Here is a 13737-nt window from a genome sequence, read left to right on the forward strand (position 1 = left end):
CTCAGAATCGTATTTATGTTAAGCCTGTCGCTTTGTTTTCTTGCGGCTTGTACCATCTCATATAAGTTTAACGGATCTTCCATCAACTACGATAAAGTAAAGACTATTTCGTTCGAGAACTTCCCGAACCGCTCGGCAGCATTCGTATGGGGACCTATGGAGTCAATGTTCAATACAGAACTTCAGGACAGATATATGCAGCAGACCAGACTTAAGCAGGTTAGACAGAATGGTGACTTGCAGTTGTCTGGTGAAATAACCAACTATGATGCATATAACAAAGGTGTCGGCTCGGATGGTTATTCTACTATGGCCGAACTTAAGATGACGGTGAACGTACGTTTTGTGAACAATACAAACCATGCAGAGGACTTCGAACAGCAGTTCTCGGCAAGTCGTGAATATAATTCAACCCAACAGTTGTCTGCTGTACAGGAGGAACTTGTTAATCAGATGATTGATGAAATAGTGGAGCAGATTTTCAATGCTACTGTTGCTAATTGGTAAGGAGAAGTTAATATGTTAATGCAGCGACTGAATGATTTGATAAACAACCCGGAACTTATGGGGGATGAGACTCTTGAGGAGTTGAAATCTCTCATATCAAGATATCCTTATTTCCAGACTGCATGGCTTTTATATCTTAAAAACCTTTATCTTCTGAAAAGTCCGTCTTTCAAGGAAGAATTAAGACGTGGGGCTTTGTATGTAGCCGATTTGAGCGTTTTGTTCTATTTCATTGAAGGTGAGAAATATTCCTTAGATTGTATTAAAGGTGATTCGTCCGAAGCGGTTCAAACCAACGACAGGACTCTTGATATCATAAACCGTTTCCTTTCTGAAATACCAAATGACAAGGGGTTCAACCCTGACTTGTCTATTCAACCGGAAACCGTACCTGATTACTCATCATTGTTGCTTTTAAATTCCTCGGATGAGAAAAACAATGATGATAGTATTTCATCGTCTCCTCTTAGGGGGCAAGAACTGATTGACAGTTTTATTGAAAAATCGGAGTCAGGGCAATTCTTAAATGAAAAGAACGGCAAGTTTGAAGATACAGAAAAAGTGGATGAAATAGGTGATGATGCCGATTTTTACGCAGCTGATACTGAAGATGAGGAAACTTCCATTCAGGCAGATAATAAGACACTGGATGGAGGTGAGGACGAATATCTTACTGAAACATTGGCAAAAATATATGTTAAACAGCAAAGATATGATAAAGCATTGGAAATTATTAAAAAATTAAATTTGAAATATCCAAAAAAAAATATTTACTTTGCAGACCAAATAAGATATTTGGAAAGATTGATTATTAACGCTAAATCAAAATAAAAGAAAATGTATTTATTATTTATTGTATTGATTGTGCTTGCAGCATTGTTACTATGCTTTGTTGTAATGATTCAAAATTCTAAGGGTGGAGGCTTGGCTTCCAGTTTCGCATCTTCAAACCAGATTATGGGTGTGCGTAAAACAACAGATTTCATTGAAAAACTTACTTGGGGACTTGCTGCCTTCATGGTAGTAGTAAGTATTGCAGCTGCATATGTTATTCCTCAGTCTGCTGAAAGCTCTTCAGTAATCATGAAACAGGCTGTAGAAGAACAGAGTACTAACCCATTGAATGCACCTGCCGGTTTTGCTGCTCCTCAGACTGATGCTGCGGCTGCTACTCCTGCAACAGGTGATTCTGCGAAATAATATTTTCAGAGTACAAGCTTTTTAAAATTATAATGTCATTCATAAACTTATGTGGTTTGTGGGTGACATTTTTTATTTGTCGGGTAAAATATAATATATGGAAACACGTAATGATGCTTCGCGCAATGTTGCCATAGATGCCTTGCGCGGTTTTGCAGTAATGGGGATAATGTTGCTGCATAACATTGAACATTTCAATTTCTATTCGTTTCCTGAAGCTTCCGGGGAAACAATAAAGGCACTCGATACGAGTTTGTGGGACATGATGTTCTTCGCTTTTTCAGGAAAGACATATGCAATTTTTGCATTGTTGTTTGGATTTACATTCTATCTTCAGAGCCGAAGTTCAGAAAAAAGGGGAGAGGATTTTAAAAATAGGTATATGTGGCGCCTTCTGCTGCTACTTGGATTTGGATTCATAAATGCCGCTTTCTTTCCTGGAGAGATTCTTGTGCTTTATGCCATTGTAGGTTTTGTGCTTGTTCCTGTCAGACATTGGAGTAACAAGGCTCTTTTTGCTATGGCATTGTTCCTAATGATCCAGCCTGTAGAATGGATAAAAGTTATATACTCAGCTTTCAATCCTATGGAAAATCCTAAGCAGATGATTTTCTCGCTTGGGGATGTTTATCCCCAGCTTGGTGGAACGTCGTTTTGGGAAATGGTTAAGGTAAACCTCGTCACCGGACAGTTGGCCAGCCTTAACTGGGCATGGTGTTATGGACGTGTGTTTCAGACTGCTTCATTGTTTATTATTGGACTCCTGTTGGGACGATTGGGATATTTCGATGCCTCATCGGAAGAAAAGCTTGTTAAATCACGTACCTTTTGGATAAAGGTATTGTGCCTGTCATTACCTGCAACTCTGTTGATGTTCTATTTTAAAGAATTTGTCTATACTCAGATAGAGATTGAGTTTATGCTTTCTACACTGAGGACAATACTTAATTCGTGGTATAATCTGTTTTTCATGCTGTGCATAGTAGCTTCGTTTCTTTTGCTATATTGGACTTGTGATGGAAAGGTGCAGAAACTTCTTGCTCCATATGGAAGAATGAGTCTTACAGACTATATCTCTCAGTCAGTAGTAGGCAGTTTCCTTTATTTTGGTTATGGACTGGAATTGCATAAAGTGTGCGGAACAACATGCAGTCTGCTTGTAGGTATTGTATTTCTGATTCTACAGGTTCTGTTTGCTCACTGGTGGTTCAGAAATTTCAAGCGTGGACCTCTGGAAACTGTATGGCACAGGCTTACATGGATAGGTAGGAGAAAGTAGGATATTGCAGCTTGCATAAAATAAAAAAGAGTAATATCATTTACCGTTGGGGTTAGTGATATTACTCTTTAATTTTATTTCAACTGACGATTACTTGTTGATCTTGCTCCAAGTATCTTTCAGTGACACAGTTCTGTTGAATACCAAGTGTTCAGGAGTAGAGTCCTTATCCACATTGAAATAACCGATACGTTGGAACTGCAGATAATCCAATGGTTTTGCGTCTGCCAGGAACTTCTCAACATAGCATTCGTTCAGCACTGTCAGAGAGTTTGGATTAATCATTTCCTGCATTGCTTCTAGAGGTGAGCAGTTCTTTGCTTCGCGGATGGCAGCCATTTCATCACGTGGGTTTTCCACTTTCCAAAGGCGGTCGTACAGACGTACTTCTGCTTTCAGACAGTGATTACAGCTTACCCAGTGCAGGGTTCCTTTTACCTTACGGTTAGCTTCAGGCATTCCGCTTTTTGTGTTAGGATCATATTCTGCATATACCTCTGTGATGTTTCCGTTCTCATCTTTCTTGCATCCTGTACATTTCACGATGTAAGCATTTTTTAATCGAACTTCCTGTCCCGGAGTCATGCGGAAATACTTCTTAGGAGCATCTTCCATGAAGTCTTCGCGTTCCATCCACAGTTCGCGGCTGAACTCAATAATGTGAGTTCCTGAGTTAGGATCTTCAGGATTGTTGATGGCTTCCATTTCTTCCACCTTGCCTTCAGGATAGTTTGTGATAATCAGTTTCACAGGGTTGATAACTGCAGAAACACGTGTAGAGCGAGCGTTCAAGTCCTCGCGTACTGCACTTTCAAGCAGTGCGAAATCGTTCAATGCATCATATGTGGTATATCCGATTTTATCAACGAAGTTTCTGATAGACTCTGGCGAGTAACCACGACGGCGGAAACCGCAGATAGTCGGCATACGTGGGTCGTCCCATCCGTTTACGAGCCCTTCTTTAACCAAAGTCAAAAGGTTACGCTTACTCATAAGAGTGTAGCTCAAGTTCAGCTTGTTGAACTCATACTGACGTGGACGGTGGTCTTCAAGGTCTTTGCCTTCTTTCACCCAGTCAACGAACAGGTCGTAAAGCGGACGGTGTACAACGAATTCCAGTGTACATAGTGAGTGAGTCACACCTTCGAAGTAGTCGCTCTGTCCGTGAGCGAAGTCATACATAGGATATGCTTTCCACTTGTCGCCTGTACGATGGTGTGGAGTTTTAACCACACGGTATATGATAGGGTCGCGGAAGTGCATATTTGGATTTGCCATGTCGATTTTAGCACGCAGAACCATCTTTCCTTCTTCTATCTCGCCACTGTTCATCTTCATGAACAGGTCAAGATTTTCTTCGATAGGACGATCGCGGTATGGGCTGTTTGTACCCGGTTGAGTAGGAGTGCCTTTCTGTGCTGCTATTTCTTCAGATGACTGTTCGTCAATATATGCTTTACCTTCTTTTATCAGTTGGATTGCGAAGTCCCATAATTGCTGGAAGTAGTCTGAAGCGTAATATTCGTTGCCCCATTGGAATCCCAACCACTGAATGTCTTCCTTGATAGCCTCTACATATTCCACATCTTCCTTAGTAGGATTTGTGTCATCAAAACGAAGGTTACATACACCTCCGTATTTCTTAGCAATTCCAAAGTCCATGCAGATGGCTTTGGCGTGTCCTATGTGAAGATATCCGTTTGGTTCAGGCGGGAAACGTGTCTGTATTCTGCCGTCGTTCTTTCCTTCATTTAAGTCTTTCTCTACGATTTGTTCGATGAAGTTCAGGCTTTTCTTTTCTGAACTTTCAGTAGCTTTTATTTCAGTCATATTCCTTATTAATAATAATGTGCAAAAATAATCATTTCTTTTTATATTGTATGTTTAATTGTTTTTTAATTCAGCTGTGCTTATTATCTTTCTTGACTTGTGCTATCTTGTTTTCTTAAAGATGCCTGTCCGGAAAGTTCATTTTGTCTTTTCATATTCTCTAAATACAACTTATATTTATATAAATACACATTATGTTTTTATAAATACAAGTTGTATTTACATAAATAAAGATTGTATATATAGATAATGAACTGTAATTTCATGTTTTTCTCACTGCTTACTTTAAAAATATCACCTAAAGATTCTTTTATAGAATAATTATATATAAAGCTTAAAATTAATATAACAAGTTTTGGTATATCCATAAATAGTGTGTATATTTGGCAATGAACAAAAATGAGGGTCGAGTGCCTTGGATTTGCACTGAATAAGCAATAAAATTGCAAAATATGTTTTATGACATCTTTTTTTATTTGGTCAATCCAAAAAATCACCCCATCTTTGTGACGTTATCCTGAAAACAATCTTTTTACCTTAAGAAAAAAAAACTAATACCTATTGAAAACTTGAAAAAGGCTCTTTGTGAAAAGGGCCTTTTTTTTATGCTATAACCTGTCAGAATTACTGCAAAATGTGTACTTTTGTAGCAAATTATTAATAAAATAATAGTAATATGTCTAAACCACTAGCAGAACGTTTGCGTCCCAGAACTTTGGATGATTATATTGGTCAGAAGCATCTGGTAGGACAGGGGGCTGTCCTACGTAAGATGATAGATTCCGGACGCATATCTTCCTTTATATTATGGGGGCCTCCTGGAGTAGGAAAAACCACTTTGGCACAAATTATAGCCAATAGGTTGGAAGTTCCTTTTTATACTCTCAGTGCGGTGACCTCCGGCGTGAAGGATGTTCGCGATGTTATAGAAAAGGCGAGTTCTAACCGTTTTTTCTCTCAGCAGAGTCCGATACTTTTTATAGATGAAATCCATCGTTTCAGCAAGTCTCAGCAGGATTCCCTGCTCGGTGCTGTAGAGAAAGGGGTGGTAACGCTTATAGGTGCTACTACTGAAAACCCGTCTTTCGAGGTCATACGTCCGTTACTGTCGCGCTGCCAGCTGTATGTTCTGAAATCGCTGGAAAAGGAGGATTTGCTGGAGTTGCTTCATAAGGCAGTAGAGCGTGACAGTATTCTTAAAGAGAGGAATGTGGTGTTTAAGGAAACTGATGCCATGCTTAGATATTCCGGAGGTGATGCACGAAAACTACTTAACATTTTGGAGCTTGTAGTAGAGGCAGACAGTGATACTCCTGTAGAAATAACAGATGAGAAGGTAGTAGAACGTCTTCAGCAGAACCCTCTTGCATACGACAAGGAGGGCGAGATGCATTACGACATAATATCTGCATTCATCAAGTCCATACGCGGAAGCGACCCTGACGGTGCCCTCTATTGGCTTGCACGTATGGTGGAAGGAGGTGAGGACCCGGCGTTTATTGCCAGACGACTTGTTATTTCGGCTTCAGAAGATATCGGATTGGCCAATCCTAATGCCCTTCTTCTGGCAAATGCTGCGTTCGATGCCGTGATGAAGATAGGATGGCCGGAAGGAAGAATCCCTCTTGCTGAGGCTACAGTGTATCTTGCCACAAGTCCGAAGAGCAATTCAGCATATGAAGGCATTAACTCTGCTATAGAACTGGTCCGTCAGACTGGAAACCTCCCAGTACCGTTGCATCTCAGGAATGCTCCTACCAAACTTATGAAACAGCTTGGCTATGGAAAGGACTATAAGTATGCCCATGCCTATAAGGGAAATTTCGTGGAACAGCAGTTTATGCCCGACGAACTGAAAGATACCAGAATATGGCATCCTCAGAACAATCCTTCGGAGTCCAAATTAAGCGAAAGGATGATACAGTTGTGGGGCAATAGATTTAAAGATTAATATGTAATAATTTTTTATTATGCTATAAGTGATATGAATATAGTAGTATTGGATGGATTTACAATGAATCCAGGAGATTTATCATGGAGTGAACTGGAAAAATTAGGCACTCTGAAGGTATACGACAGGACATTGCCAGAACAATTACTGGGACGAGCAGCCGATGCTGAAGCTGTATTGACAAATAAGACCGTAATTAATGCATCGGCATTGCGCAATATGCCGAAACTAAAGTATGTTGGAGTGCTTGCCACAGGATATAATGTAGTTGACATCACAGTTGCAAAAGAACTTGGCATAGTTGTTACAAACATACCTGCCTACAGCACCGAGTCTGTTGCTCAGATGGTATTCGCACACATTCTAAATATAACTCACAGTGTAGGATGCTATGCTCAAGAAGCACATGCAGGAGTGTGGAGCAGACAGGCGGATTTCTCATACACCAACAGGCCTCTTATGGAACTTTACGGCAAGAGAATTGGTATCATCGGGTTAGGAAACACAGGCTCGGCCACAGCGCGTATCGCAAAAGCTTTCGGAATGGAAGTTTTGGCATATACCAGCAAACTTCAGTCGGCCTTGCCAGAAGGTGTGAATAAGGCTACTTCAGTAGAAGAGATATTCAGTAATTCCGATATAGTGAGCCTTCATTGTCCGTTAAATGACAAGACTGCGGAGATAGTAAATGCCCACCATCTTTCATTGATGAAGGAATCGGCCATACTGATAAATACCGGACGTGGCGGACTGGTGAACGAAAATGATTTGGCTGAGGCTCTGAAGTCACACCGTATCAAGGCTGCAGGGCTTGATGTAATGGTGAATGAACCTCCTATGGAGAATAATCCGCTTTTGGGGTTAGACAATTGTTTCATTACGCCACACATAGCATGGGCAACTTACGAGGCACGCACCAGACTGATGAATCAGACTGTAATGAATCTGAAAAGCTTTATTGAAGGAAAAATTATTAACAATGTAGCAGTGTGAGAATATGACAAAAGAGGAAAGAATAGAAAAGGCAGTTGCGCTTTTCAAGGAAGGATATAACTGTTCGCAGTCGGTAGTGGCAGCTTTTGCCGATATGTACGGATTTACTACAGAGCAGGCCCTGAAGATGTCATCTGCATTTGGTGGAGGTATAGGTCGCATGCGTGAAACTTGTGGAGCTGCCTGCGGAATGTTTATGCTTGCCGGTCTGGAAAAGAGTGCCACAGTAGGTTCCGACCGTGAAAGTAAGGGTGCAACATATGCTTTGGTACAGGAATTGGCTGAAAAATTCAAGACTGTGAACGGATCATTGCGCTGCTCTGATTTATTGGGACTATCTAAGAAAGAACCTATAGTTTCTACACCCGAAGCCCGTACCAGTGCGTATTATGCAAAACGTCCATGTGTAAAGATGGTTGAGACTGCGGCTCGAATATGGGCTGATTATATTTATGGTGTGAAAGGATAAAGATATACAAAAAAAGATACTCCTGTCAATCGCTATTGTCAGGAGTATCACAACACAAAAACTAAACTAGACTTAACTAAACTATTTAAATGAGAAGTTTCACAACTTCCGTTCTTTATTCACTTGCAAATATATGTTTTTTATTAACAAAAACAAAAAAATAATAGCTTTTTTCCCTGGTTACAAATAAAAAAGTTGAAAATGAAACTTATTTATTATATAATGTGTTTATTAACATAATCCTGCAACATTATTTTGTAAGTTTCGGATATTGGAATGTATTCTTTACCGAAAACTATTCGTCCTTTGTCTATTATTTTTATTTTTGACTTTTGTACTATGAAAGAACGGTGAACACGTAAAAAACGTTCAACAGGAAGCCTTTCTTCCAATGATTTCATGCTTATAAGTGACAATATGGGACGAGGGTTATCTTCTGTATATATCTTAACGTAATCTTTCAGTCCTTCTATGTACAGTATTTTGTCCAATTCTATTTGTATTAACTTATAATCACTTTTCACATAAATATATTCTGGATTTTCCGGTTGAAAACTTGGCTTTTCGCTTTCGGCTTTTAGTTTCAGATTAAACCATTCTACGGCTTTGCCTACAGCTTCACTGAAATCGGCATAACTGATAGGTTTCAGCAGATAGTCGAGCGCATTTGCCCTGTATCCGTCGATGGCATATTGTTCGAAAGCTGTAGTGAATACTATCCTTGTTTTTTCCGGAACCATTTTAGAGAATTCCAGTCCGTTCAGATCCGGCATTTGTATATCAAGAAACAGAAGATCAACGGGATTGTTAGGCAGTTCGTTCATGGCTTGTACTGCACTGGAATATGTACCGCATAGTTCTAGCGACGGTGTTTTTTTTACGTAGCCGGCTATCAATCCTAAAGCCAGTGGTTCATCGTCTATTATTGCGCACTTTATAGTCATAGTTATATTGTGTGATATGTTTTTATTATAATTTCAGTTTGATACACGAATTGTAAACGTTGCCGTTATCGCTAAGCCAGCATTTCCATTCATGGCGGTCGGGATACAGCAGTTCTAGTCTTTTGCTCACTTGTTCCAGACCTATTCCGGAGCCGCTTTTGTCTGCTGTCGATTTGGGGTGATTACTGTTCTGTATCGTGCAGACAATGTTGTCTTCATTCTCCTCTATTGTTATCTTTATGAAGCTTTGGCCTGTGGGTGATATTCCATGTTTAAATGCATTTTCTATCAGAGATATGAAGATAAGTGGAGCAACCGGAGTCTGGCTGTTGTCTTTTACCCGGAAGTTGGTTTCTATATTTACATCTTCGGATACTCGTATTCTCATCAGTTCTATATAGTTTCTGATGAAGTCTGTTTCTTTTTTCAGTGGGACGTACATTGACTGATTGTCATATAGTACATATCTCAACAGTTTGCTTAGTTCCTGTATGGCTTGTTGCGCCTTGTCTGTGTCAATAGCCACCAGGGCGTAAATATTGTTCAGAGTGTTTAGCAGAAAATGTGGGTTGAGTTGGTTCCTCAGGTTTTTAAGTTCGGCTTCTGTCATGCTTTTCACTGCCTCGCGTCTTGCCAGTTCTGTTTCGTTCCATCTTATGCTTAGCCTGATGGCCACACTTAGTCCTGCAGAGAAAATCATGCTTGCGGCATCCCTTATCATAAAAACTATCTGTGATGGTGGGGTATGTCTGAACATATCAGGTGGTGGAGCAGGAACATGCATGTCGTTCCACCATCTGATGGTAAGCGACATAAATATGGTCAGAACAGCATTTACTGCCAGAAACTTTTTCTTATGTTCATTGAAAAGTAGTTTCGGAATTAACAGAAAATAATTTACATAAAATATTGCAAACAGTGATGCCGGGACTATAATGAACCGCATAAAAGCTTTCCAGTCTATGCTTCCGTTATCACTTTGCGTCATTATTATCGGAAAACCGAAAAACAATATCCAGCAGAATACGTGTATGGATATTTCCAGCAATCTGTTGTTACGGTTTGTATGAGTCATAGGTTTGAATGATTTTATATTGTGTACTTACAAATATAATGGAATGTTATAAGTATTGCAAACTTAGAAGCCTATTGCTGATTGGAATGTGTTTTCATCTGTGTATTTTGATACTTTCAAAGCAGCGCTGCGGTACCTCACAGAGAGAACCGTCAGCACTGCTGAAAAGGAAACCAAAGTTATGAAGAACAAAGTAGTTCCTGATTTATAGAATGAAGTTGTATCCGTTTATTCGTATCTCAATGCTTCTATAGGGTCAAGACAGGCAGCTTTCTTGGCAGGATACCATCCGAAGAATACTCCGGTGAAGGTACATACTGCAAACGAAAGGAGTACGCTCCAGGGCTGGACGAAAACTGGCCAGTGGGCGACAGTCTTGATTATATATGAGGCTCCACACCCAAGTATCACACCTATCAATCCTCCGGTGATACTTATCAGTACAGATTCTATAAGGAACTGTGACAGGATATCTATTCCTCTTGCTCCTACAGACATACGCAGACCGATTTCTCTGGTACGTTCTGTCACTGATACATACATGATGTTCATGATACCGATTCCTCCAACAACAAGTGATATTCCTGCAATGCATGCCAAAAGAGTAGTCATAAGGTCTGTTGTAGTGTTAAGCATGGAACTGAGCTCCTGCTGTGTTCTGATTGTGAAATCATCGTCATCGGTTTCTTTCAGTTTATGTTCGCGGCGCAGTATATTTGTTATTTCGTCAACTGCTTCTTCGGTCATGTCTTCTGTCAATGCCGAAGCGAAGATACCTCCTAGATATGTTTGGGCGAGTAGTCGTTTCATTACGGTAGAGTAGGGTGCCAGTACTACATCGTCCTGGTCCATACCCATTGAGTTGTAGCCTTTCGATTCAAGCACACCTATAACCCTTAGTGGAACCTGATTGCATCGGATTACTTTGCCTATCGGGTCGGCACCGTCAGGAAAGAGGTTATCAACAATTGTAGTTCCGATAACACAGACTTTTGCTGCGGTGCGGATGTCTTCTTCTGTAAACATCTCGCCCTGTTCTATTTTCAGCTGTCTGATGTTGAGGTATCCTATACTTACACCGCTAACAGACGAAGGATAGTTGTTGGCCCCTGATATGAGTTGTCCGCTGGCAGATACGTTTGGACTGATGTCCGAAAGATACACACATTCATCTCTAAGTGTTTCGTAGTTTTCAAGTTTCAGAGTCTGCATAGACGACGGGTCCTGTCTTACTCCTCCTCGCATTTCGCCTCCCGGATGTATCATAATCATGTTAGAACCCATCTCCGAGATTTGTTTCTGGATGCTTCGTTTCGAGCCTTGTCCTATTGCCAGCATGGCTATCACCGATGCCACACCTATTATGATTCCAAGCATCGTAAGGAATGCTCTCAGCTTGTTGTTGGACAGTGCTCTGATAGCTATTTTAAAAAGATTTGTTCCGTTCATTGTAAAAATGTTTTATTATTCCGTATCAGTCTTCATCGTTCTTTGGCAGAGCTGCAAGAGCTTCGGCTGCCGAGAGGATATTGTTGTTTACGGTATCTTCTATCACATGTCCGTCACGCAGGCGAATGTTGCGACTACTGTACATTGCCAGTTCAGGATTGTGTGTAACGAATATTATAGTTCTTCCTTCGGCGTGTAGTTTCTGGAAGAGTACAAGTATCTCAAACGATGTGCGTGTATCAAGGTTACCTGTAGCCTCGTCTGCCAGGATTACAGCAGGGTTGTTTACCAGTGCTCTGGCTATAGCCACACGCTGCATCTGTCCTCCTGACATCTGGTTCGACTTGTGCTCCAGTCTGTCTCCCAATCCCACTGCCATCAGTGCCTCTATGGCTCTTCTGCGTCTTTCAGCGGCAGAAACTGACGGATTGTACATCAGTGGCAATTCTACGTTTTCCACCGCAGTGGTTTTAGGCAGAAGATTGTAGTTCTGGAATACGAAACCTATTTTTCTGTTTCTCAGTACAGCCCTTTGCGGTTTGCTCATTGTCCTTACCGATACTCCGTCCAGAAGATATTCGCCGCTTGTAGGTGTGTCCAGACATCCAAGTGTGTTCAGCAAAGTTGATTTACCCGAGCCTGATGTTCCCATGATAGTGACAAACTCGCCCTCGTTTATGCTGAATGATACTCCCCTGAGCGCATGTACCGTTTCGTCTCCCACACGGAAGTTTCGTTTTATGTTCTGTAATTCGATTACTGTCTTGCTCATGGTGATTAATCCTTTTACTTAGATTGTTTTTTCTTGTTTCTGTCTGGAGGTCCCGGCATGAATGGATTTTGTTCGCCTCCTTCTTCGCTCATTTCCGGCATTTCACCTTTTACTATTGTTTCTGTTATGATTTCAGTTCCTTCGCTGATGCCCGAAACTATTTCAGTGTTTGAACCGTCGCTCATACCGGTCTTGACAGGGTGTGCAATAATTGATGTCGCGTCCATTGTCCATACTTTCTTTTGAGAGTTGCAGTCCTTTATGACTTTTCCTCCTGCCAGTTTCTTGTCAGGTATAAATCGGAGAGCCTTGTTCGGTACTACAAGAACATTTTCGCGTGTATCTGTAAAGATTGTTACGTTGGCTGTAAGTCTTGGTTTCAGTTTCAAATCAGGATTATCGGCTGTGATTACTACCTCGTATGTCACGACGGTTTCAGATGTAGAGCTGGTAGACGAACTTGTACTGTTGGTACTTCCCAGACGAATCTGTTTTACTCTTCCTTCGAACACATCATTCGGATAGGCGTCTACAGTAAATGTAACTCTTGCACTGTCTTTTACTCCGGCTATATCTGCTTCGTCCACATCTGCCACTACCTGCATCTTTGTCAGGTCGGCTGCGATAGTGAATAGGGTCGGAGTCTCGAAACCTGAAGCCACAGTCTGTCCGGCTTCCACTTCGCGGCTTGTCACTACACCGTCTATAGGCGATGTGATGGTGGTGTACGACAGATTTCTCTGTGCTTTAGCCAGTGCTGCCTTGCTTTGGTCGTATGTACTTTTTGCACGGCGGTAGTTGTATTCGTACTGTTCGTATTCGGTGTCGCTGATAAGTTGTTTTTCGTGCAGAGTCTTGTTTCTCTCGTAAAGTTTCTCCTGATACATATATTCTGCTTCTGCACCGTCGTATGTAGCTTGCGCCGACTGAAGATCGCTTATAAGCGTCACACGGTCCATTTCGGCTATTACTTCTCCCGCTTTAACCACTGAGTTGTAGTCAACATAAATCTTGTCGATGATACCTGATACTTGGGTACCGACTTCTACTTCTGTTACCGGTTCTATAGTACCAGTAGCTGTAATGGAATTACTTATTGTTCCCTTATGTACTGCCGAAGTGGCAAAACTTATAGTCTGGTTTGATTTTTTTCCACCGAATATCCACAGTCCTGCTCCTGCAAGTACTATTATGGCAGCTGCGCTGATGAAAACTTTTTTCTTGTTCATATCTAGTTATTTTACCGTTTGTTCTTTATAATAAAGTTG

13 protein-coding genes are annotated in these 13737 nt (G+C 41.0%); 7 read left to right on the plus strand and 6 right to left on the minus strand.

What is annotated here, in order from left to right; translation table 11 throughout:
- The first annotated feature begins 15 nt into the window (after positions 1-15).
- The 4 genes from I6E11_RS04540 (at position 16) to I6E11_RS04555 (ending at position 2986) form a co-directional block, all read left to right on the plus strand.
- The gene (locus I6E11_RS04540) at positions 16-507 is read left to right on the plus strand and encodes an LptE family protein (RefSeq protein WP_394800097.1); all 492 of its coding nucleotides are present in this window, start codon (positions 16-18) and stop codon (positions 505-507) included.
- Between the two features lie 12 nt (positions 508-519).
- Entirely contained in the window at positions 520-1338 is an 819-nt protein-coding gene (locus I6E11_RS04545; RefSeq protein ID WP_235336639.1) for a DUF8458 domain-containing protein, read from the plus strand.
- 6 nt (positions 1339-1344) lie between these two features.
- A complete protein-coding gene (gene secG / locus I6E11_RS04550) occupies positions 1345-1707 on the plus strand; it encodes a preprotein translocase subunit SecG (protein ID WP_235336640.1) in 363 nt (120 codons plus the stop codon).
- A 97-nt stretch (positions 1708-1804) separates the two neighbouring features.
- The gene (locus I6E11_RS04555) at positions 1805-2986 is read left to right on the plus strand and encodes a DUF418 domain-containing protein (RefSeq protein WP_235336641.1); all 1182 of its coding nucleotides are present in this window, start codon (positions 1805-1807) and stop codon (positions 2984-2986) included.
- Between the two features lie 90 nt (positions 2987-3076).
- Here I6E11_RS04555 and I6E11_RS04560 read toward each other — a convergent pair whose 3' ends face one another.
- On the minus strand, positions 3077-4816 hold the full coding sequence (locus I6E11_RS04560; protein WP_235336642.1) for a glutamine--tRNA ligase/YqeY domain fusion protein: 1740 nt from the start codon (positions 4814-4816) through the stop codon (positions 3077-3079).
- Positions 4817-5492: 676 nt separating this feature from the next.
- Between I6E11_RS04560 and I6E11_RS04565 the strand changes: the two genes are divergently transcribed.
- From I6E11_RS04565 to I6E11_RS04575, 3 genes are read left to right on the plus strand one after another with little or no spacing between them, the layout of a single operon-like run.
- Positions 5493-6767: a replication-associated recombination protein A gene (locus I6E11_RS04565; protein ID WP_235336643.1), complete on the plus strand. Its 1275-nt coding sequence runs from the start codon at positions 5493-5495 to the stop codon at positions 6765-6767.
- Between the two features lie 33 nt (positions 6768-6800).
- Positions 6801-7760: a D-2-hydroxyacid dehydrogenase gene (locus I6E11_RS04570; protein ID WP_235336644.1), complete on the plus strand. Its 960-nt coding sequence runs from the start codon at positions 6801-6803 to the stop codon at positions 7758-7760.
- 4 nt (positions 7761-7764) lie between these two features.
- Complete coding sequence (locus I6E11_RS04575) at positions 7765-8229, plus strand: C-GCAxxG-C-C family protein (protein WP_235336645.1); 465 nt, start codon at positions 7765-7767, stop codon at positions 8227-8229.
- 215 nt (positions 8230-8444) lie between these two features.
- Here the strand turns inward: I6E11_RS04575 and I6E11_RS04580 are convergent, their stop codons facing one another.
- From I6E11_RS04580 to I6E11_RS04600, 5 genes are all read right to left on the minus strand, one after another.
- Positions 8445-9173 (minus strand): LytR/AlgR family response regulator transcription factor, encoded by a 729-nt coding sequence (locus I6E11_RS04580; protein WP_235336646.1) that lies wholly within the window; start codon positions 9171-9173, stop codon positions 8445-8447.
- A gap of 25 nt (positions 9174-9198) precedes the next feature.
- Positions 9199-10248, minus strand: a complete 1050-nt coding sequence (locus I6E11_RS04585) for a sensor histidine kinase (RefSeq protein ID WP_235336647.1) — start codon at positions 10246-10248, stop codon at positions 9199-9201.
- 228 nt (positions 10249-10476) lie between these two features.
- The gene (locus tag I6E11_RS04590) at positions 10477-11697 is read right to left on the minus strand and encodes an ABC transporter permease (protein WP_235336648.1); all 1221 of its coding nucleotides are present in this window, start codon (positions 11695-11697) and stop codon (positions 10477-10479) included.
- 25 nt (positions 11698-11722) lie between these two features.
- A complete protein-coding gene (locus tag I6E11_RS04595) occupies positions 11723-12469 on the minus strand; it encodes an ABC transporter ATP-binding protein (RefSeq protein ID WP_235336649.1) in 747 nt (248 codons plus the stop codon).
- A gap of 14 nt (positions 12470-12483) precedes the next feature.
- Complete coding sequence (locus tag I6E11_RS04600) at positions 12484-13698, minus strand: efflux RND transporter periplasmic adaptor subunit (RefSeq protein WP_235336650.1); 1215 nt, start codon at positions 13696-13698, stop codon at positions 12484-12486.
- Between the last annotated feature and the right edge of the window lie 39 nt (positions 13699-13737).

Source organism: Bacteroides caecigallinarum, from assembly GCF_021531075.1.
GTDB classification, from domain to species: Bacteria; Bacteroidota; Bacteroidia; order Bacteroidales; family Bacteroidaceae; genus Phocaeicola; species Phocaeicola caecigallinarum_B.